General features: G+C 68.8%; 23 protein-coding genes and 1 riboswitch. Of the genes, 12 read left to right on the forward strand and 11 right to left on the reverse strand.

Translation table 11 applies throughout. The features are described from left to right. The first annotated feature begins 31 nt into the window (after positions 1 to 31). Both serC and sepH read left to right on the forward strand, forming a co-directional pair. Positions 32 to 1,150 (forward strand): phosphoserine transaminase, encoded by a 1,119-nt coding sequence (gene serC, locus CRM90_RS20515; RefSeq protein WP_102808775.1) that lies wholly within the window; start codon positions 32 to 34, stop codon positions 1,148 to 1,150. A 75-nt stretch (positions 1,151 to 1,225) separates the two neighbouring features. Beyond that, on the forward strand, positions 1,226 to 2,020 hold the full coding sequence (sepH, locus tag CRM90_RS20520) for a septation protein SepH (RefSeq protein ID WP_102808776.1): 795 nt from the start codon (positions 1,226 to 1,228) through the stop codon (positions 2,018 to 2,020). Between the two features lie 4 nt (positions 2,021 to 2,024). Here the strand turns inward: sepH and CRM90_RS20525 are convergent, their stop codons facing one another. From CRM90_RS20525 to CRM90_RS20535, 3 genes are all read right to left on the reverse strand, one after another. Beyond that, positions 2,025 to 2,297, reverse strand: coding sequence for a DUF2537 domain-containing protein (locus CRM90_RS20525; protein ID WP_102808777.1), 273 nt, complete (start codon positions 2,295 to 2,297; stop codon positions 2,025 to 2,027). 229 nt (positions 2,298 to 2,526) lie between these two features. After that, entirely contained in the window at positions 2,527 to 3,354 is an 828-nt protein-coding gene (locus CRM90_RS20530) for a TrmH family RNA methyltransferase (RefSeq protein ID WP_199189972.1), read from the reverse strand. Beyond that, positions 3,351 to 3,782 (reverse strand): Rv0880 family HTH-type transcriptional regulator, encoded by a 432-nt coding sequence (locus tag CRM90_RS20535; RefSeq protein WP_102808778.1) that lies wholly within the window; start codon positions 3,780 to 3,782, stop codon positions 3,351 to 3,353. Before CRM90_RS20535 ends, CRM90_RS20530 begins: the two co-directional genes overlap by 4 nt. A 102-nt stretch (positions 3,783 to 3,884) precedes the next feature. Here CRM90_RS20535 and CRM90_RS20540 point away from each other — a divergent pair, with 102 nt between their 5' ends. Together CRM90_RS20540 and CRM90_RS20545 are read left to right on the forward strand one after the other, a co-directional pair. Beyond that, positions 3,885 to 4,175 (forward strand): DUF2530 domain-containing protein, encoded by a 291-nt coding sequence (locus tag CRM90_RS20540; RefSeq protein ID WP_102808779.1) that lies wholly within the window; start codon positions 3,885 to 3,887, stop codon positions 4,173 to 4,175. Positions 4,176 to 4,200: 25 nt separating this feature from the next. After that, positions 4,201 to 4,653, forward strand: coding sequence for an SRPBCC family protein (locus CRM90_RS20545; RefSeq protein ID WP_102808780.1), 453 nt, complete (start codon positions 4,201 to 4,203; stop codon positions 4,651 to 4,653). Here CRM90_RS20545 and CRM90_RS20550 read toward each other — a convergent pair. Further along, a complete protein-coding gene (locus tag CRM90_RS20550) occupies positions 4,650 to 5,618 on the reverse strand; it encodes a DUF3027 domain-containing protein (protein WP_102808781.1) in 969 nt (322 codons plus the stop codon). The genes CRM90_RS20545 and CRM90_RS20550 overlap by 4 nt on opposite strands. A 180-nt stretch (positions 5,619 to 5,798) precedes the next feature. Between CRM90_RS20550 and CRM90_RS20555 the strand changes: the two genes are divergently transcribed. Both CRM90_RS20555 and CRM90_RS20560 read left to right on the forward strand, forming a co-directional pair. Beyond that, positions 5,799 to 7,379 (forward strand): MFS transporter, encoded by a 1,581-nt coding sequence (locus CRM90_RS20555; protein WP_102808782.1) that lies wholly within the window; start codon positions 5,799 to 5,801, stop codon positions 7,377 to 7,379. Beyond that, entirely contained in the window at positions 7,376 to 7,867 is a 492-nt protein-coding gene (locus CRM90_RS20560) for a DUF2771 domain-containing protein (protein WP_102808783.1), read from the forward strand. The genes CRM90_RS20555 and CRM90_RS20560 overlap by 4 nt, the downstream gene beginning before the upstream one ends. Here CRM90_RS20560 and CRM90_RS20565 read toward each other — a convergent pair. Next, on the reverse strand, positions 7,844 to 8,773 hold the full coding sequence (locus CRM90_RS20565; protein ID WP_353616986.1) for an alpha/beta fold hydrolase: 930 nt from the start codon (positions 8,771 to 8,773) through the stop codon (positions 7,844 to 7,846). The two genes, CRM90_RS20560 and CRM90_RS20565, sit on opposite strands and share 24 nt — an antisense overlap. Before the next feature lie 44 nt (positions 8,774 to 8,817). On the opposite strand from CRM90_RS20565, the gene CRM90_RS20570 reads away from it, so the two are divergent. Beyond that, positions 8,818 to 9,441, forward strand: a complete 624-nt coding sequence (locus tag CRM90_RS20570; RefSeq protein ID WP_102808823.1) for a winged helix-turn-helix transcriptional regulator — start codon at positions 8,818 to 8,820, stop codon at positions 9,439 to 9,441. Here CRM90_RS20570 and CRM90_RS20575 read toward each other — a convergent pair. After that, positions 9,438 to 10,445: a glutathione S-transferase family protein gene (locus tag CRM90_RS20575; protein ID WP_199189974.1), complete on the reverse strand. Its 1,008-nt coding sequence runs from the start codon at positions 10,443 to 10,445 to the stop codon at positions 9,438 to 9,440. The two genes, CRM90_RS20570 and CRM90_RS20575, sit on opposite strands and share 4 nt — an antisense overlap. Positions 10,446 to 10,463: 18 nt before the next feature. Next, positions 10,464 to 10,874, reverse strand: a complete 411-nt coding sequence (locus tag CRM90_RS20580) for a cold-shock protein (RefSeq protein WP_102808785.1) — start codon at positions 10,872 to 10,874, stop codon at positions 10,464 to 10,466. Positions 10,875 to 11,022: 148 nt separating this feature from the next. Here CRM90_RS20580 and CRM90_RS20585 point away from each other — a divergent pair, with 148 nt between their 5' ends. From CRM90_RS20585 to CRM90_RS20600, 4 genes are all read left to right on the forward strand, one after another. Continuing rightward, positions 11,023 to 11,415 (forward strand): YccF domain-containing protein, encoded by a 393-nt coding sequence (locus CRM90_RS20585; protein ID WP_102808786.1) that lies wholly within the window; start codon positions 11,023 to 11,025, stop codon positions 11,413 to 11,415. Beyond that, positions 11,412 to 12,473 carry a GTP 3',8-cyclase MoaA gene (moaA, locus tag CRM90_RS20590; protein ID WP_102808787.1) on the forward strand — a complete coding sequence of 354 codons (1,062 nt, stop codon included), beginning with the start codon at positions 11,412 to 11,414 and terminating at the stop codon, positions 12,471 to 12,473. The genes CRM90_RS20585 and moaA overlap by 4 nt, the downstream gene beginning before the upstream one ends. A gap of 19 nt (positions 12,474 to 12,492) precedes the next feature. Next, positions 12,493 to 12,735, forward strand: coding sequence for a MoaD/ThiS family protein (locus CRM90_RS20595; RefSeq protein WP_286145649.1), 243 nt, complete (start codon positions 12,493 to 12,495; stop codon positions 12,733 to 12,735). A 245-nt stretch (positions 12,736 to 12,980) separates the two neighbouring features. Continuing rightward, positions 12,981 to 13,163, forward strand: a riboswitch (cyclic di-AMP (ydaO/yuaA leader). A gap of 11 nt (positions 13,164 to 13,174) precedes the next feature. Continuing rightward, positions 13,175 to 14,764 (forward strand): transglycosylase family protein, encoded by a 1,590-nt coding sequence (locus tag CRM90_RS20600; protein WP_102808789.1) that lies wholly within the window; start codon positions 13,175 to 13,177, stop codon positions 14,762 to 14,764. 4 nt (positions 14,765 to 14,768) lie between these two features. On the opposite strand, the gene CRM90_RS20605 is transcribed toward CRM90_RS20600, so the two are convergent. From CRM90_RS20605 to CRM90_RS20620, 4 genes are read right to left on the reverse strand one after another with little or no spacing between them, the layout of a single operon-like run. Then, entirely contained in the window at positions 14,769 to 15,194 is a 426-nt protein-coding gene (locus tag CRM90_RS20605; protein ID WP_102808790.1) for a molybdenum cofactor biosynthesis protein MoaE, read from the reverse strand. Next, positions 15,194 to 15,670 carry a MogA/MoaB family molybdenum cofactor biosynthesis protein gene (locus CRM90_RS20610; RefSeq protein WP_102808791.1) on the reverse strand — a complete coding sequence of 159 codons (477 nt, stop codon included), beginning with the start codon at positions 15,668 to 15,670 and terminating at the stop codon, positions 15,194 to 15,196. The genes CRM90_RS20605 and CRM90_RS20610 overlap by 1 nt, the downstream gene beginning before the upstream one ends. Further along, positions 15,667 to 16,155, reverse strand: coding sequence for a cyclic pyranopterin monophosphate synthase MoaC (moaC, locus tag CRM90_RS20615; protein ID WP_102808792.1), 489 nt, complete (start codon positions 16,153 to 16,155; stop codon positions 15,667 to 15,669). The genes CRM90_RS20610 and moaC overlap by 4 nt, the downstream gene beginning before the upstream one ends. A 3-nt stretch (positions 16,156 to 16,158) precedes the next feature. Next, entirely contained in the window at positions 16,159 to 16,341 is a 183-nt protein-coding gene (locus CRM90_RS20620) for a hypothetical protein (protein WP_036341358.1), read from the reverse strand. A gap of 65 nt (positions 16,342 to 16,406) precedes the next feature. On the opposite strand from CRM90_RS20620, the gene CRM90_RS20625 reads away from it, so the two are divergent. Then, a complete protein-coding gene (locus tag CRM90_RS20625; protein WP_102808793.1) occupies positions 16,407 to 18,704 on the forward strand; it encodes a helicase-associated domain-containing protein in 2,298 nt (765 codons plus the stop codon). Positions 18,705 to 18,712: the final 8 nt, after the last annotated feature.

Consider the following 18,712-nt stretch of genomic DNA (forward strand, 5'->3'; position numbering starts at 1 on the left):
GGCGAACGCACGGCCTCCTAGGCTTGGGGGCATGGCTGATGAGTTGACAATCCCCGCCGATCTCAAGCCCGGCGACGGTCGCTTCGGCTGTGGCCCCTCGAAGGTGCGCCCCGCGCAGCTCGACGCGCTGGCCGCATCGGCCGCCTTGTTCGGCACCTCGCACCGCCAGGCGCCGGTGAAGAACCTGGTCGGCCGGGTCCGCGACGGTCTGCGTGAGTTCTTCTCGGTGCCCGACGGCTACGAGGTCATCCTGGGCAACGGCGGTGCGACCGCGTTCTGGGACGCCGCCGCGTTCGGGCTGATCGAGAAACGCTCTCTGCACCTCACGTACGGCGAGTTCTCCTCGAAGTTCGCCTCGGCTGCCACCGCCAACCCGTTCATCGACGACCCGATCGTCATCAAGGCGGACGCGGGCAGCGCACCCGAGCCGCAGTCCGACCCATCGGTCGACGCGATCGCCTGGGCGCACAACGAGACCTCGACCGGGGTGGCCGTGCCGGTGCGCCGCCCGGAGGGATCGGAGAACGCCCTGATCCTGATCGACGCGACCTCCGGGGCCGGCGGGCTGCCGGTCGACGTCAGCGACGTCGACGCCTACTACTTCGCGCCGCAGAAGAACTTCGCCAGTGACGGTGGCCTGTGGCTGGCCGTCGTCTCCCCCGCCGCGCTGTCCCGCATCGAGGCCATCGCCGGGTCGGGCCGTTGGGTGCCCGACTTCTTGTCACTGCCGATCGCGGTCGACAACAGCCTCAAGAACCAGACATACAACACCCCGGCGATCGGCACGCTGGTGCTGATGGCCGAGCAGGTCGATTGGATGAACAGCAACGGCGGGCTGGACTGGGCGGTCAAGCGCACCGCCGACTCGTCGCAGCGGCTGTACTCCTGGGCCGAGGCGTCGTCGTACGCCACCCCGTTCGTCAGCGATCCCGCGCTGCGGTCGCAGGTCGTCGGCACGATCGATTTCACCGACGAAGTCGACGCCGCGGCGGTGGCCAAGGTGCTGCGGGCCAACGGCATCGTCGATACCGAGCCGTACCGCAAGCTGGGCCGCAACCAGCTGCGGATCGCGATGTTCCCGGCGATCGAACCCGACGACGTCTCCGCGCTGACGCAGTGCGTCGACTGGGTCGTCGAACGCCTCGGCTGACTTCGTCGTCATCCCCGCGTGTCCTAACCGTAATCAAGCCGGGGCTGAGTTAAAGTCCGGGCGAAGGAGGTCGACATGCGAGAACTCAGGGTGATCGGACTCGATGTCGACGGCAGGCACATTATTTGCGAAGGTCCCGACCCGGCCGACAAGTTCACCCTGCAGGTCGACGACCGACTGCGTGCCGCGGTTCGCGGTGACCGGTCGCTGGGCCAGACCCTGAGGGACAAAGAGGTCAAAGGCGTGTTGCGGCCAAGGGATATTCAGGCGCGCATCCGTGCGGGTGCGTCCGTCGAGCAAGTTGCCGCGTCATCCGGCATGGACATCAGCAAGGTCGAGCGATTCGCCCACCCGGTGCTCTTGGAGCGCTCTCGGGCGGCCGAGCTGGCCGGCGCCGCGCATCCGGTGCTGGCCGACGGACCCGCGGTGACGACGCTGCTGGACACCGTCACCACCGCCCTGGTGGCACGGGGGCACAGCCTCGAGTCGACGTCGTGGGACGCCTGGCGCGGTGAAGACGGCCGCTGGGTGGTGCAGATGGCGTGGCAGGCCGGGCTCTCCGACAACGTCGCGCACTTCCGCTTCAGCCCCGGCGCCCACGGTGGAACCGTGTCGGCTCTGGACGACGCGGCCAGCGAGCTGATCGACCCGACATTCGAGCGTCCGCTGCGCCCGGTGGCCGTCGTGGCGCAGTTGGAGTTCGAGGAGCAGCAGCCGCAACCGGCTCCGGCCCCGGTCGAGGAAAAGCAGGCACCCGCTCCGGCCCCGGCTCCCGCCCCGGCGCCGAGAGCCAAACGCGCCAAGGCCAAGCCGTCGGTCCCCGGCTGGGAGGACGTGCTGCTCGGGGTGCGTTCCAGCGGCGAGCGCTGACCGACTACTGAGCGGCGGCCATCGCCAGCAGGGTGATCCACCCGCCTGCGACGCCGATACCGGCACCCAGGACGAACCACCGTCGGACCGGAATGCGCCGCCAGCCCCATAACGTCGGCGCCAGTCCGCCCACCGCGATCAGGTTCAGCACGATCGCCACCAGCGGATGCACCCGCACCATGCCGAGGCTGAGCACCACGATCGCGGCGCCCGTCACCGCGGCGACGAAAGCTGCCACGGTCAGACCGGTTCCCCACGGCGTCGTCTCTTCGTTCACCGGGTCGTCCCCCGGGTCGCTTCGCTCCTGCCCACCGGGTCAACTCCCCGGGTCGCTTCGCTCCTGCCCACCGGGTCAACTCCCCGGGTCGCTTCGCTCCTGCCCACCGGGTCAACTCCCCGGGTCGCTTCGCTCCTGCCCACCGGGTCAACTCCCCGGGTCGCTTCGCTCCTGCCCACCGGGTCAACTCCCCGGGTCGCTTCGCTCCTGCCCACCGGGTGAACTTTAGTCACCGCGCCCGCTCGTAGAACGCCAGCGCCGCAGCGGTCGCAACATTCAGCGAATCGGTACCCCGCGACATCGGGATGCGGACCCGGACATCGCTGGCCCGCATCGCCGTCTCGGTCAGACCGGGCCCCTCGGCGCCGACCAGCACCGCGACCCGGTTCTCCGCCAACCCGGCCATCGCCTCGGCCAGGGTCTGCGCCGCCGGATCGGGCGTCATGGCCAGCAGCCGGAATCCGCGCTCCCGCAACTCGGCGATATCGGCCGGCCACCGCTCGGCGCGAGCGAACGGCACCAGCAGGGCGTGCCCCATCGACACCCGCACCGCACGGCGATACAGCGGGTCGGCGCACCCGGAACCGAAGATGACCGCGTCCACGCCGAGCCCGGCAGCGTTGCGGAAGATCGAGCCGAGGTTCTCGTGGTCGTTGACGCCTTCGAGCACCGCGACCGTGCGCGCGTCGTCGAGCACTTCTGCCAACGTCAGCGCCGGTGGCCGGCGAGCCGCCGCGAGCACACCGCGGTTGAGGTGGAACCCGACCACCTCGGCCATCACCTCGGCGGTGGCGCGGTAGAACGGCGCCGGCACCCCGGACAGGTCGTCACCGAGTTCGGCCAGCCGGCGGTCGGTACCGAGGAACGCGTGCGGTGTGAACCGTGAGGCGATCATCCGCTGGGCCACCAGCACGCCTTCGGCGATCACCAATCCCTTGCCGCTGGGAAGGTCCGGTCGGCGGTCGACACTGTTGAGGTCGCGGAAGTCGTCGACGCGGGGATCACCCGGATCGGTGATATCGACGACTTCTATCGCGCCAAAAGCCTTCTCGCTCACGCGTCTTCGTCGACGAGGACGGTCATCAGGTCCGCGGCCCGCAGCAGGATGGCGCGGTCGTCGCTGTCCAGTGTCGCCAGCCGATTGCGCAGCCATTCCTGACTGGCCCTGCGCTCACTGTCGACCAGCGCCGCACCGGCGTCGGAAACCGCCACCAGAACCTGGCGCCCGTCGGAGGGATGCGACGTGCGCACCACCAGACCGAGATCGGCCAGTGATGCGATCACCCGGGTCATCGACGGCGGACGGACCCGTTCCCGGACCGCCAGCGCCCCCGGTGACATGGCCCCGTCCTTGGCGAGGGTCGCCAGAGCGGACAACTGCGACAGCGTGACCGGTGATTCAGGCCTGCGGAAGCGCAGTTGCCGCGCCAGACGCATGACAGCCAGCGACAAATCACTGGCCAGCCGAAGGTCGCCGTCTTTCACGTCACAAACCGTACGACACGACAACACCCCATAAATGACGAACCGGTCAATTCGGATAGCTGCATACGTAGCCGTCTCGCCTATCGGTTACCTTGGACCACAATGCCTTCCGATCAGCACGGACCGAGTCGAGAGCCGGTGGCCGAACCCGAGCCGCCTGCGCTGCCCGCGGCGTTGCTGGATCCGTGGCCGGTGATCATCGTCGGGGCCACCCTGTGGGCTCTGATGACGATCGCGGCGTTCACCGTCGCAGCGTGCGAGTCCTGGCGGCCGATCGCGCTCGCCGGGCTGGGTACCGGCGTCGTGGGCACGTCGGTATTCCTGTGGCAGCGCACCGCGGCACGGCGCGGCGCGCGAGGCGCGCAGACGGGCATCGAGCCACTCGCACAATAACCCAGTCCACGACGAAGGGAAAACAATGGCAGCGCCGCTGTTGCAAGCAGAAATCGAGATCAACGCCCCGGTCGGCAAGGTCTGGACCTTGCTGTCGGATCTGCGCAACATGCCCAAGTGGAGCCCGCAGTGCCGGCTGATGAAGCCGCTCGGTGCGGTGAAACCGGGCACCCGCACTTTCAATCTCAATCGGCGCAACAACCTGTTCTGGCCGACGACGTCGACGATCACCGAACTGATTCCGGAACAGAAGCTGGCGTTCCGGGTCAACGCCAACAACACCGTCTGGAGCTATGAGCTCGAGCCGACCGCCAGCGGCACCCGGGTCGTGGAGACCCGGCACGCCGAGAATGGCGTCAAAGCCGTGTCGACGATGACGGTGAACGCGGTGATGGGCGGCGTGCCCAACTTCGAGAAAGAGCTGGTCGACGGGATGAACCTGTCGCTGACGCGGATCAAGGCCGCCGCCGAAGGTTAGGCCTGCTCGCCCGGTTCGGACGCCTCGGGACTTTCGGGTGCCTCGGGTGCCTCCAGGCTTTCGGGTACCTGCGGTGTTTCCGAGACTTCCGGGGTCTCCGAGACTTCCGGTGTTCCGGGGGTCTCAGGGACTTCCGGCTCTTCCGGGGGCGCGGCGGTCGCCGGGGTTTCGGCGACGGTCGCGACGACCTCGACCACCTCGAGCACACCGTCGTCGTACGGGTCATACAGCGGCGATCCCGTGCCCGCCGGCTGCGGGGTGTCCGAGTGCGCGCCGCAGCCGTACTCGAAATCGACGACGTGGGAATCGGCGGCCATCTCGTTGCAGCACACCCCGAACATCGTGCCGAGTGCGCCGGCCAACGGAACCATGAAGCCGCAATCGCGGCACACCCGCTTCGTCGCGCGGGCCATCGGCGAATCGGGGCCATGATCGCCGTCGTGCCAGCGCTGCGCGGTCTCGTCGCGACCCAGCGCGCTGAGCACCTGGCGACGGCCGAAGCCGACCTCGACAGCGGTGTCGTCGATCAGCGGATCCCCGGTGGCGGTGTAGCCGGGAGCCAAGCGCGGGTCATCCTTGCCGGGAGCCAGCAGGTCACCGGGGCTCAGGTCGCCAGGCTTGATGCGTTCGTCCCACGGAACCCAGGCCGGAGCCAGCAACGCGGTCGGGCCGGGCACCAGCACGACCTCGCTGAGGGTGGCGTGATCGGCACCTTCATAGGCCGCGACCACCACCGCCCACTGCCAGCCCTGATAACCGGGCATCTTCGCCAAGAAGCGGTGCGTCGCCGCGGTCTCGTCCTCGAAGCTGACGCCGAGGTATTCGCCCACCGTGTCGCCGCTGTGTTCGACGATGGCCTGCCGTGCCTGCTCCACCGCACCGCTCAGTACGGCGGCAACCGCGTCCGACGGCGCGGCGGCCTGCGCCGGTGCCGTGGCTTCTTTCGCGTCAAGGGTGCTGTCCATCGTCACCAATCTTGCCTCACGGTCTATGTGTGCAGCCACACCGGTCAAGTGCGCGCCCGGCATGCCGGGATAGGGGACAATCGTGAGGTGTCTGAGAGCCGGCGTGACGAAACCCGCGCGAATCCGGCGTTCGGACCCGATCGCCGCTATTCGGCGGGCACATCCGGAGAACACCCGGGCATGGCCAACTATCCCAGCGACGGGGACGGCTACCGGCGCTCGGAGGCCACCCGCCGGTCCAACCCCACGCCCAGCTCCAACCGTTATCTGCCGCCGTTGGGCGAGCAGCGCACCCAGAAACCCTGGCCGCCGCCAGGATCGCCCAGCGCCGACGAACGGGTGACCCGCGGCCGCGGCGCCGCGAACCGCAGCCGCGAGATGGGTACGAAGGTGTATTCGATGGTGCACCGCGCGGCCACGGCCGACGGTGCCGACAAGTCCGGTCTGACCGCGCTGACCTGGCCGGTGGTCGCGAACTTCGCGGTGGACTCGGCGATGGCCGTCGCACTGGCCAACACGCTGTTCTTCGCCGCCGCCTCCGGCGAGAGCAAGGGCAAGGTCGCGCTGTACCTGCTGATCACGATCGCGCCGTTCGCGGTGATCGCACCGCTGATCGGGCCCGCGCTCGATCGCGTCCAGCACGGCAGGCGTGCGGCGCTCGCGATGTCGTTCATCCTTCGCGCTGCGCTGGCGTTCGTGCTGATCATGGACTACGACGGCGCCACCGGCAGTTACCCGTCGTGGGTGCTCTACCCGTGCGCGCTCGGAATGATGGTGCTGTCCAAGTCCTTCAGCGTGCTGCGCAGCGCGGTGACCCCCCGGGTCATGCCACCCACGATCGACCTGGTGCGGGTCAATTCGCGGCTGACGATGTTCGGTCTGATCGGGGGCACCATCGTCGGCGGCGGTATCGCGGCCGGTGCGGAATACCTGCTGACCAGCGTGTTCAAGCTGCCCGGCGCGCTATTCGTCGTCGTGTTCGTCGCCGTGGCGGGCGCCTCGTTGTCGATGCGGATCCCGCGCTGGGTGGAGGTCACCGAAGGCGAGGTGCCGGCCACCTTGACCTATCACGGCGAAAGCGGGCCTCAAGGCTGGATAGACGAGCCGGCCGCCAAGACCGGCAGACCACGACAACCGCTGGGCCGCAACATCATCACCTCGCTGTGGGGCAACTGCACGATCAAAGCCATGGTCGGATTCCTGTTCTTGTATCCGGCGTTCGTCGCCAAGGCGCACCAGGCCAGCGGCTGGGTACAGCTCGGCATGCTCGGCATGCTCGGCGCCGCCGCAGGCATCGGCAACTTCGCCGGTAATTTCACCGCGGCCCGGATGCGGCTTGGCCGGCCGGCGATGCTGGTGGTGCGATGCACGGTCGCGGTGACCGTCATGGCGATGGTGGCCGCGGTCACCGGCAACCTGATCGTCGCGGCGGTGGCCACGCTGGTCACCTCGGGTGCGACTGCGATCGCCAAGGCCTCACTGGACGCCTCGCTGCAGGACGACCTGCCTGAGGAGTCGCGAGCGTCGGCGTTCGGACGCTCCGAATCGGTGCTGCAGCTGGCGTGGGTGATGGGCGGCGCGATCGGAGTGCTGGTGTACACCGAGTTGTGGGTTGGCTTCACCGCGATCAGCGCGCTGCTGATTCTCGGCCTCGCCCAGACCATCGTCAGCTACCGCGGTAATTCACTGATCCCCGGTTTCGGCGGCAATCGCCCGGTGCTGGCCGAACCGGAGGGCGCATCGGCGGTGACGTACCAATGAACCGTTGGACCCGATGGCTTTTGGTGATCATCGTCGTGCTGGCGTCGGCCGGTGCCGGCGTGGCCGCGTGGGCATTGACCCGCGGCACCGAATCGGCCTTCCCCGAGATCAGCGCCTATTCGCACGGTCAGGCGGTGCGCGTCGGGCCATACGTCTACTGCAACGTGGTGAACCTCAACGATTGCCAGAACCCGCAGACCCAGGGCCAGCTTTCGGTCACCGAGCGCTACCCGGTGCAGCTCTCCGTTCCCACCGCGATCGGGCGGGCGCCATGGCAGTTGCTGCGCGTGTACGAAGACGAGCGGAATTCCACGACCACCATGTATCGGCCCAATACCGAACTGGCAGTGACGATTCCGACGGTCGATCCGCAACGCGGTCGGCTCACCGGCGTTGTCGTGCAGTTGGTCACCCTGGTCCAGGACCAGAACGGCGAGCTGCGCGATGCCCCGCATGCGGAGTGGTCAGTCCGTCTGGCCTGGCCCTAGCGTCGACGACGACGGCTGCGAACACCAGTCCCGGATCGCGGAAGCGAACTGCTCGGGGGCATCCGATTGCACGAAATGTCCTGCTCCGTCGGCAATCACAGTCCGGTGGTTGGGAAAGGTCCGCTCCCAGCGCCGTAGATCGCTCTCCCTGAACGCGATGTCGGCGTCACCCCAGATGATGAGCGTGGGGATGTCCGCGATCGCCGGTTGGCCGGCTTCCACCTCGGCGAGGAACGCGCGGCTGGCGGTGAGCTCGCGGGGGAAGATGGCCGACGCATCGCGCCGCGCCGGGCTGTCGAGAGCCTTCTGATAGTGGGCCATCTCGTCCCGGCTGGGCTTGGCCAGCCGGTGCCCCGCGGGAATCATCAGGTTGACGAACAGATTGAACTGCCGGATCAGCAGACGGCCGAGCGGTCCGCCCATGACATGCGACATGATCTGCACGTGCGGTGCATCCGTCGGCCAGGCCCAGGTGTTGCCCACGACCAGCCGGTCGAAGGCTTCGGGGTGTTTCTCGATCACCGACAGCCCGATCGGGCCGCCCCAGTCGTGCACCACCAGCGTCACGTGGGTCAGTTCGAGGGCGTCGACGAACGCACCGACGACCTCGGCGTGCTCGCTGGGTAGATACCGGTAACCCGCCGCCGCCGTCGACAGTCCGAATCCGGGGTAATCAATTGCTATGCAACGAAATTCGCGTCGCAGCGCCTTGATGACATCGCGGTAGACGAACGACCAGGTCGGGTTGCCGTGCAAGAACAGCAACGTGGGTCCCGAGCCTTCGTCGACGTAGTGAACGGTATGGCCGTCGATGTCGACGAACCGGCTCACGAATGGAAACAACTTGTCGTCGACCCACCCGGGCCGCCGCGCCACCGTCATGTCGATCCCCTCCTCCAGGGTCACTTGATATAATCAAGTAGACATTACTTTGGCAAGTGGAGACCGTGATGAGTCGAGACTACGGCCAGTACTGCGGACTGGCCCGGGCCCTGGACGTGATCGGCGATCGGTGGAATCTGCTGATCGTCCGTCAGCTTCTGGTCGCGCCCGCCCGCTACCGCGAACTGCGCGACGGGCTGCCGGGTATCGCGACCAACCTGCTGACCGACCGCCTCCGCGAACTGGAGCACGCCGGCGTCGTCGAGCGGCGACTGGCCGAGGACGGCAACGCGATCACCTACGCGCTCACCGATTGGGGCGCGCAACTTCGGGAACCCATCGAGGGGCTCGTCCGGTGGTCCACGCCGCTGATGATCCGCGGTGCCCAGGGCGACGAGTTCCGCATCGAGTGGCTACTGGTGGCCCTTCCCGCACTGTTCACCGGCCGGCGGCCGCCGACCCGATCGGCCACTGTGGGGATCGACATCGGCGGCGACACACTTCAGCTGCGCGCCAACCGATCCGGCGTGGCGGTAAGTCTGCCCGATGGCCGCTCATACGATGCCGTCCTGACCACCGAGGCACCGATCGTCCTCGGCCTCGCGACCGGACTGCTGACCCTCGATGATGTTGCGGTGCAAGTGGATATCGACGGCGACCGGGCTGCCGTGGAGACCGTCTTCGCGCGCTAACCCGCGCCGTGCCCGGCAGGCACCCGCTCCCCCTCCCGCGTCGGCCCCGGCGGCGTTCCGTCACCAAACGGTCTGCCCCCCAATTCTTCTCGACCGTGCGGCGTCAACCAGTTCGACAGGTCCGGACCCTTCGGCACCACACCGGTCGGATTGATGTCCGAATGCACGATGTAGTAGTGCTGCTTGATCTGGACGAAGTCGGTGGTATCGCCGAATCCCGGCGTCTGGAACAGATCTCGGGCGTAGGCCCACAGCACCGGCATCTCGGACAGCTTGGACCGGTTGCACTTGAAGTGGCCGTGGTAGACCGGATCAAAACGCGCCAGCGTGGTGAAAAGCCGCACGTCGGCCTCGGTGATGGTGTCCCCCACCAGATACCGCTGATCGGCCAGCCGCTCGGACAGCCAGTCCAGTGCGGTGAACAACCGGTCGTAGGCGCGTCCGTAGGATTCCTGCGAGCCGGCGAACCCGCAGCGGTACACCCCGTTGTTCACCTCGGTGTAAATCCGCTGGGCGACCTCGTCGATCTCGTCGCGCAGCGGCTCAGGGTACAGCTGCGGCGCACCCTCGCGGTGGTAGGCGGTCCATTCCGTGGAGAAGTCGAGCGTGATCTGGGCGAAATCGTTGGTGACCACCTGACCGGTGGGTACGTCAACGATCGCCGGGACCGTGATGCCCTTCGGATAATCCGGGAACCTCGCGAAGTAGGCGTCCTGCAGCCGCGGGATCTTCAGCACCGGGTCCACGCCACCGGTATCCAGATCGAAGGTCCAGCTGCGTTGGTCGTGCGTCGGCCCACAGAACCCGATGGACAGCGCGTCCTCCAGGCCCAGCAGGCGGCGCACGATGATCGTCCGGTTCGCCCACGGGCAGGCGCGCGCGACGATCAGCCGGTAGCGGTCGGGCTCGACGGGATATCCGTCAGCACCGTCGGCGGTGATCCTGGTGGTGATGTAGTTGGTATCGCGATTGAACTCGCCGCCTCCGGCGACATAGGCACCCACGACTCCAGTGTGCGCCAGTTACGCGTCGAGCTCCCGCGCGACCGCCTTGACCACTTCGGACACCCGCCGGGCCACCTTTCGGTCCGGGTAGCGACCCTTGCGCAGCTCGGGCTGAACCGCGCCCTCGAGCAAGGTGATCATGTCCTCGACCATGCCGTGCAGTTCGTCGGGAGTGTGCTTGCGCTCGATGGGCGTGGCCTCACGCCGGGTCCGGGTCAGACTCGGCGGCGGATCGATCAGCTTGACGCTCAACGCCTGTGGGCCACGGCGGCCGGACGCCAGCCCGAACTCCACCCGCTGGCCGGCCTTCAGACCTTCGACGCCCTCAGGCAGTGCCGACGCACGGACGTAGACGTCCTCGCCTTCCTCCTGGGACAGGAAGCCGAATCCCTTCTCGGCGTCGTACCACTTCACCTTGCCGGTCGGCACTGGTCTCACCTGCTTGTCTGACGGGGTTCATGACAACATGACGAAGCGTCCCGCCGGTGCAGGACGCGTGCCGGTGATCCTACTCGGGAAGACCTACGGCCAGCACCAGAGTTTAGTTCGGTAGGCTGGGCAAACCGCTGGAGGAGACATGCGCCTGATCCTGAACGTCGTCTGGTTGCTGTTCGGCGGGCTCTGGCTTGCCCTGGGCTATCTGCTGGCCGCGCTGGTCAGTTTCGTTCTGATCATCACCATTCCGTTCGGCTTCGCCTCGTTGCGGATCGCCAACTACGCGCTGTGGCCGTTCGGGCGGACCATCGTCGACAAGCCGGGCCCACGCCCTGGCGCACTGATCGGCAACGTCATCTGGATCGTGCTGTTCGGCGTATGGCTCGCCATCGGTCACCTGGTGAGCGCGGTGGCGATGGCGATCACGATCATCGGGATCCCGCTGGCGCTGGCCAACCTCAAACTCATCCCGGTCTCCCTGATGCCGCTGGGCAAGGAGATCGTGCCCGCCGATAGCGCGCGGGTGGCGGCATGACCGTCGTCGGGCTGGGAGTGCCTGCGATCCGCCGCGACGACGTGCCGGCGGCGGACATGCCGCGCAGCGGACCGCTGGTCGACACGTTCGGCCGGGTGGCCACCGATCTGCGGGTCTCGCTGACCGACCGGTGCAATCTGCGCTGTACCTATTGCATGCCCGCCGAGGGACTGGACTGGCTGCCCGGCGACGACCTGCTGACCCGCGACGAGCTGGTGCGGCTGCTCACGCTGGCGGTGACCCGGCTCGGCATCACCAGCGTCCGATTCACCGGTGGCGAGCCTCTGCTGTATCGCGGGCTCGAAGACGTGGTGTCCGCGGTGGCCACTCTGCGCCCGCGTCCTGAGATCGCGCTGACCACCAACGGGGTGGGTCTGGCCCGTCGCGCCCGGGCGCTGGCCGATGCCGGCGTGAACCGGGTCAACGTGTCGCTCGACAGCCTCGACGCGGAGCAGTTCGCGGCCATCACCCGGCGGGACCGCCTCTCCGATGTTCTCGACGGTCTGTCCGCGGCATCCGAGGCCGGTCTGGGGCCGGTCAAGGTCAACGCGGTCCTGGATGCCGTGAGCGGCCTCGACGACGCCGTCGATCTGTTGGAGTACTGCCTGCGCTACGGCTACCAATTACGCATCATCGAGCAGATGCCGCTCGACGCCGGTCACCTGTGGCGTCGGGACGCCAACCTGAGCGCCGACGAGATCTACGCGGCACTGGCCGAGCGCTTCACCCTCACCACGGATCCGGCGCCGCGCGGGTCGGCTCCGGCCCAGCTCTGGCAGGTCAACGGTGGCCCGGCGACGGTCGGGATCATCGCCTCGGTCTCACATGCGTTCTGCGCGGCCTGCGACCGAACCCGCCTGACCGCCGACGGGCAGATCCGGAACTGCCTGTTCGCGGCCGAGGAGACCGATCTGCGGGCGCTGCTGCGCACCGGCGCCGACGATGCGGTGCTGGAGTCGGCATGGCGTGCCGCGATGTGGCGCAAGGCGGCCGGCCACGGCATCAACGATCCAGATTTCGTCCAACCCCAACGGCCGATGAGTGCGATCGGGGGCTGAGGTGGCCGAATCAGTACAGGTGACTGTGCGTTTCTTCGCTGCGGCACGCGCCGCCGCGGGCACCGAGTCAGATCTGCTCAGCGTGCCGGCCGGAGCGACAGTCGCCGATGTGGTCGACGAATTAGCTTGTCGCAACGCGGAATTAGCGCGCGTGTTACAGCGCTGCTCATATCTGCGCGACGGAATCGCGGTGCGAAACAAGGCGACAGCCCTGCAATCCGGCCAGACCCTCGACGTGTTACCCCCGTTTGCCGGCGGTTGAGCGTGATTTACGTCACATCACGATCAGGTAACGAGATGGCCACGGTGCGGTTTAGTGCTGTAACTACCTGGGCGAACGTCGGGCCGTCTAGGCGCTTTAACCTTTTTTAAGGTTTGCCAGTACCAGAAACGCCCGGATTTGCAAAAGATGACGGGTCTCGCCGATCCCATTACCGTCTCTCGAAGGTCAGCCCCCTCAACCCGGGCAGACCCTCTTCGCTCTTAGCGCTGAGCTCCATCCAAGGAGCGGAGAGACCAACGAACACCATGGATGGAGGCGGGGGACCCACCGGTCCACCGATTAGGACTCGGAGCCACAAAGCTCCTTGGGGTGAAGCCGAAATCGTTTCCACCAGAGACGACGACGGCCGGGCGACCTCTCCAGCCCGAACCCGACAGCTGACCTCGCAGGCGCATTGAAGAGAGGAACACTTCGCCATATGAGTGGACGGCATCGCAAGCCCACTTCACCGTCAGTCAGCGTCGCCAAGATCGCGGTCACCGGTGCGGTCATCGGAGGCGGCAGCCTCGCCTTCGCCAGCCAGGCCCAAGCGGCCCCGGATGCCGAATGGGATCAGGTTGCCCGTTGTGAGTCCGGCGGAAACTGGGGCATCAACACCGGCAACGGTTACCAGGGTGGCCTGCAGTTCTCCCCCAGCACCTGGTCCGCCCATGGCGGCGGTCAGTACGCCCCCGCCGCGAACATGGCCAGCAAGGACCAGCAGATCGCCATCGCCGAGCGCGTCCTGGCGAGCCAGGGCCGCGGCGCCTGGCCGGTGTGCGGACGCGGCTTGTCGGGTGCGACCCCGCGCAATGTGGTGAACGAGCCCACTCCCGAAGACGCTCAGATTCAGCCCGCCGGCTTCGAGGCCCCCGCGCCGGACGCTCCGGCACCGGATGCTCCGGCAGATCTGCCGCCGGCACCCCAGGACATGCCGCCCGCGCCGCAGGACATGCCCCCGGCACCCCAGGACCTCCCCCCGGCACCCGCCGATCTGCCCCCGGCCCCGCAGGACATGCCGCCGGCCCCGCAGGATCTCCCCCCGGCACCCGCCGATCTCCCGCCGGCACCCCAAGACATGCCCCCGGCCCCGCAGGATCTCCCCCCGGCACCCCAAGACATGCCGCCGGCCCCGCAGGATCTCCCCCCGGCACCCGCCGATCTCCCGCCGGCACCCCAAGACATGCCCCCGGCCCCGCAGGATCTCCCCCCGGCACCCCAAGACATGCCGCCGGCCCCGCAGGATCTCCCCCCGGCACCCGCCGATCTCCCGCCGGCACCCCAAGACATGCCCCCGGCCCCGCAGGATCTCCCCCCGGCACCCCAAGACATGCCGCCGGCCCCGCAGGATCTCCCCCCGGCACCCGCCGATCTCCCGCCGGCACCCCAAGATCTGCCGCCGGCACCCGCCGATCTGCCGCCTGCTCCGCAACCGGACGTCGTCCCGGCCGCTCAGGAAGTCGCCCCGCCGGCCGCCGCGCCGGTGATCGACACCGCCCTGCAGGCGCCCGCCCCCGAGGCGCCGGCAAACCCTGACGAGCAGACCGTCACCGTCCAGGCGGCGTCGATTCACTTCGTCCCGCAGGCTCCGGCCGATCCCGCGGTTCCGCCGACCCTGCCGCCGGCCCCTGCCCCCGCCCCCGCGCCGGCCGATCCCGCCGCGGCGCCCGCCCCGGGCACCGACGCGGTTGCCGCCAGCCCGACAGGACAGCTGCCTGACGGTGTGCCGCACCTGTCGAGCCCGGAGAATCTGCCGCCGGGCACCAGCGATCAGCCGGAAGGCCCGCAGGACGGCCCGAATGTCACGTACCTCAAGGAACTGTGGCACGCCATCCAGACGCAGCAGGTCAGCAAGGGCGACGCGCTCCTGGCCCTGACCCAGCGTCCGATGAACACCCCGGTGACCAACGATCCGAGCATGGGCACCCCGCCCGGTGATCCGAACGCGCCCGCGCCGGCCCCGGCGCCGGCACCGGCCGATCCGAACGCGCCGCTGGTTCCGGCCCCCGCACCGGCTCCGGCTCAGTAAGCGATCACGCCGAGTTCACCCACTCGTCGGTTCCGTCGGCGAAAAACTGGTGCTTCCACACCGGTAGCCGCTCTTTGACGGTGTCGACGAGCAGGGCGCACGCCTGGAACGCCGCCTGCCGGTGGTCGGCCGCCACGGCGGCTACCAGCGCGGCGTCTCCGATGTGCAGCACGCCGACTCGGTGGCTGGCGGCGATCGCCCGCACACCGGTGGCTTTCCCGGCCACCTCGGCAACCGCCTCGAACAAGGTCTGCTCGGCCAGTGGATGCGCGGAGTACTCCAGCCGCACCACGTCGCGGCCGCCGTCGTGGTTTCGCACCACCCCGGAGAAGCCCACCACCGCGCCGGCGGCCTCGTCGGCGACCAGCTCTTCGTGCTCGGTAAGCGAGATCGGACCCTCGACGAGCGCGGCCCGCAGAATGCGTGTCATCAGCGGTGGTCCCCTCCGGACAGTTGGTCCAACGCGTGGTCGAGCACATCGGCGAGCACCGACAGGCCGTCGCGCACCCCGCCCGTCGAGCCGGGCAGGTTGATCACCAGTGTGCGGCCCGCGACACCGCACACCCCGCGAGACAGCACCGATGTCGGCACCGTCGGCAGACCGGACCGGCGGATGGCGTCGGCCAGGCCGGGGATCTGGTAGTCGAGAACGCCGAGGGTCGCCTCCGGGGTGGCGTCGGTCGGTGAAATTCCGGTGCCACCGGAGGTGATGACGACGTCGGCTCCCGCGTCGATCGCCATGCGCAACGCGTCCCCGACGGCGCTCCCGTCCACCACCACGCTGGCGTCGGGTACATCGAAGCCGCGCTCGGCGAGCCAGGCGACGACGATCGGGCCGGTCCGGTCTTCGTAGACACCGGTCGCCGCCCGGGTGGAGGCGATCACGACCCGTGCGGACCGCGTCATGGCTCGCGCACCCACAGGCCGGTCTTACCGCCCTCCTTGCGCAGTACCCGGATGTCCTCGAGGCGCGCGGCGGGGTCGACGGCCTTGATCATGTCGTACAGCGTCAGGGCGGCGACGCTCACGGCGGTCAGCGCCTCCATCTCGACCCCGGTGCGGTCGGTGGTGCGCACCGAGGCGGTCACGCCGACGACGGTGTCACCGATCGCGAACTCGATGTCGACCCCGGTCAGGGCGAGGTGGTGGCACAGCGGGATCAGATCGGATGTGCGCTTGGCGGCCAGGATCCCGGCCACCCGCGCGGTCGCGAGGGCGTCGCCCTTGGGCAGGCCGCCCGCCGTGATCAGCTCGACCACCTCGGCGGTGGTGTGAACGCATCCGGCCGCCACCGCGGTGCGCGTGGTGGCGGCCTTGTCGGTGACATCGACCATGTGCGCCGCACCGTGCTCGTCGAGGTGCGAGAGGCGGCGCTGCGGTCCGTCGGTCACCGGTTACTTGTTGACGACGGTGACCGGGTGCAGGTACGGCAGGTCAGAGGCCGGCAACGGGAACGTGATGTCGCCGAACGGGGACAGCGCGCCGGTCCGGTCGGCAGCCAGCTCGCTCACGGCGTGGTCGTCGGGGTCGCTGGTCGGCCAGCCATTGTCGACATACCTTGTCTTCTTCTCAGCCACGGCAACATTCTGTCATCTACCGGCCCGGCTTGTGCACACAGGCGGCTGTTTTACGCTGGTCAACAATGAGTGCACAGTCCGGGCGGCCGGCGAGCAGGAGCGAAGCGACCCGGGAAGACAGCCCTGGTGTGCCGCTCGGCGCCTGGCTGGCCGATCTGCCTGACGACCGGTTGATCCGCCTGCTGGAACTGCGACCGGATCTTGCCCAGCCTGCCCCCGGCAGCATCGCCGCGCTGGCCGCCCGGGCGGTGGCCCGGCAATCGGTCAAGGCCGCCACCGACGAGCTGGACTACCTGCGGCTCGCCGTTCTCGACGCCCTGATCGTGCTGCACGCCGAGACCGCGGCCACTCCGGTGGCCAAATTGGTCGCCCTCGTCGGCGATCGCGCCGACGAGAAGTCGATCTTGTCCGCCCTTGACGACCTGCGTGAGCGCGCGCTGGTGTGGGGCGACAGCGAGGTGCGGGTGTCGGCCGAGGCGGCCGCGGGACTGCCCTGGTATCCCGGGCAGGCGATCGGGGAGGACTCCTCCCGCACGGCCGCGGAGATCTCCGCCGCGATCGACGCCCTCGACGACCCCCAGCTCGAATTGCTGGACCGGCTGCTGATGGGGTCCCCGGTGGGCCGCACCCGTGACGCCGCACCGGGCGCGCCGGCCGACCGGCCCGTGCCGCGGCTGCTGGCGGCCGGACTGCTGCGGCAGCTTGACGCCGAGACGGTGATCCTGCCGCGGCAGGTCGGTCAGGTGCTGCGCGGTGAGGAGCCGGGTCCGGTGAGTCTGGCCGCACCCGACCCGGTGTCCGGCACCACCACCATCGCCGACGTCGACGCCGCCGCGGCAGGCGCCGTCCTCGACTTGATCCGCGAGATCGAATTGGTCATCGAAACCCTCTCTGCTGCACCGGTTCCCGAGCTGCGTAGCGGCGGGCTGGGGGTACGCGAAGCCAAGCGGCTGACCAAACTGACCGGAATCGACGAACAACGCCTCGGGCTGGTCCTCGAGATCAGCTCGGCGGCGGGCCTGATCGCCAGCGGCACGCCCGACCCGGAACCCCAGGATGGCGCGAGCCCGTACTGGACGCCGACGGTGGCCGCGGACCGATTCATGGAGACGCCCACCGCTGCCCGCTGGTATCTGCTGGCCAGCAGCTGGCTGGACCTGCCGTCGCGCCCGGGCCTGATCGGCAGCCGCGGCCCCGATGGCAAACCCTATGCCGCACTGTCTGATTCGCTGTACTCGACGGCCGCCCCGCTGGATCGCCGACTGCTGCTGGAACTGCTCGCCGAGCTGCCACCGGGCTCCGGCGTGGACGCGCCGCACGCCTCGCGGGCCTTGATCTGGCGCAGGCCGCGGTGGGCGGCCCGGCTGCAGCCCGAACCCGTCGCGCATCTGCTCGACGAGGCGCACGCCGTGGGCCTGATCGGCCGAGGCGCGCTGAGCACGCCGGCGCGGGTGCTGCTCGCAGGCGATGAGGACGCCGCGATCGACGCGATGAGCACGGCGCTGCCCGCACCGATCGACCATTTCTTGGTGCAGGCCGACCTCACCGTTGTGGTGCCCGGGCCGCTGCAGCGCGACCTTGCCGACGAACTGGCGGCGGTGGCCGCGGTGGAATCGGCCGGTGCCGCCATGGTGTACCGGGTCAGCGAAGCCTCGATCCGGCACGCCCTGGACACCGGGCGTACCGCGGGCGGGCTTCACACCTTCTTCGAGCGGCACTCGAAAACCCCTGTCCCCCAGGGCTTGACGTATCTGATCAACGATGTCGCCCGTCGGCACGGCCAGCTGCGGGTCGGGATGGCGTCGTCGTTCCTGCGCTGCGAGGACCCGACACTGCTCGCCCATGCGGTCGCCGCGCCGGCTTTGGACCACCTGGAGGTGCGGCTGCTGGCGCCCACGGTGGCGGTCTCACAGGCCCCGATCGGTGATGTGCTCGCGGCGTTGCGCGCGGCGGGTTTCGCGCCGGCCGCCGAGGATTCCTCGGGGGCGATCGTCGATCTGCGGCAGCGCGGTGCGCGGGTGTCCACACCGCAACACCGTCGGCCGTTCCGCGCGTTGCCCAAGCCGAGCACGGACACCCTGGCCTCGGTGGTGGCCGTGCTGCGGCGAATGGATTCGACCACCCCGTTCGCCAACGTCCGCCTGGATCCGGCGGTGTCGATGGCCCTGTTGCAGCAGGCAGCCATGGAACAAAAAGACGTGGTGATCGGTTATGTCGACGCGGCCGGGGTGGCCACCCAGCGGGTGGTACGCCCGCTCACCGTCAGCGGAGGTCAGCTGATGGCCTGGGATCCCGCTCAGGGCCGCCCGCGGGAGTTCGCGGTGCATCGCGTGACGTCGGTGATGTCGGCCGACGCTGGATAATGGAGCGT

It is taken from the genome of Mycobacterium sp. ENV421, assembly GCF_002887815.1.
GTDB lineage: Bacteria > Actinomycetota > Actinomycetes > Mycobacteriales > Mycobacteriaceae > Mycobacterium.

What these genes read in the sequence shown, in the direction of transcription:
- serC (WP_102808775.1), top strand. Translation starts at nt 32, where the DNA reads ATGGCTGATGAGTTGACAATCCCCGCCGATCTCAAGCCCGGCGACGGT.
- sepH (WP_102808776.1), top strand. Translation starts at nt 1,226, where the DNA reads ATGCGAGAACTCAGGGTGATCGGACTCGATGTCGACGGCAGGCACATT.
- CRM90_RS20540 (WP_102808779.1), top strand. Translation starts at nt 3,885, where the DNA reads ATGCCTTCCGATCAGCACGGACCGAGTCGAGAGCCGGTGGCCGAACCC.
- CRM90_RS20545 (WP_102808780.1), top strand. Translation starts at nt 4,201, where the DNA reads ATGGCAGCGCCGCTGTTGCAAGCAGAAATCGAGATCAACGCCCCGGTC.
- CRM90_RS20550 (WP_102808781.1), bottom strand. Translation starts at nt 5,618, where the DNA reads ATGGACAGCACCCTTGACGCGAAAGAAGCCACGGCACCGGCGCAGGCC.
- CRM90_RS20555 (WP_102808782.1), top strand. Translation starts at nt 5,799, where the DNA reads ATGGCCAACTATCCCAGCGACGGGGACGGCTACCGGCGCTCGGAGGCC.
- CRM90_RS20560 (WP_102808783.1), top strand. Translation starts at nt 7,376, where the DNA reads ATGAACCGTTGGACCCGATGGCTTTTGGTGATCATCGTCGTGCTGGCG.
- CRM90_RS20570 (WP_102808823.1), top strand. Translation starts at nt 8,818, where the DNA reads ATGAGTCGAGACTACGGCCAGTACTGCGGACTGGCCCGGGCCCTGGAC.
- CRM90_RS20585 (WP_102808786.1), top strand. Translation starts at nt 11,023, where the DNA reads ATGCGCCTGATCCTGAACGTCGTCTGGTTGCTGTTCGGCGGGCTCTGG.
- moaA (WP_102808787.1), top strand. Translation starts at nt 11,412, where the DNA reads ATGACCGTCGTCGGGCTGGGAGTGCCTGCGATCCGCCGCGACGACGTG.
- CRM90_RS20600 (WP_102808789.1), top strand. Translation starts at nt 13,175, where the DNA reads ATGAGTGGACGGCATCGCAAGCCCACTTCACCGTCAGTCAGCGTCGCC.
- CRM90_RS20605 (WP_102808790.1), bottom strand. Translation starts at nt 15,194, where the DNA reads ATGACACGCATTCTGCGGGCCGCGCTCGTCGAGGGTCCGATCTCGCTT.
- CRM90_RS20610 (WP_102808791.1), bottom strand. Translation starts at nt 15,670, where the DNA reads ATGACGCGGTCCGCACGGGTCGTGATCGCCTCCACCCGGGCGGCGACC.
- CRM90_RS20625 (WP_102808793.1), top strand. Translation starts at nt 16,407, where the DNA reads ATGAGTGCACAGTCCGGGCGGCCGGCGAGCAGGAGCGAAGCGACCCGG.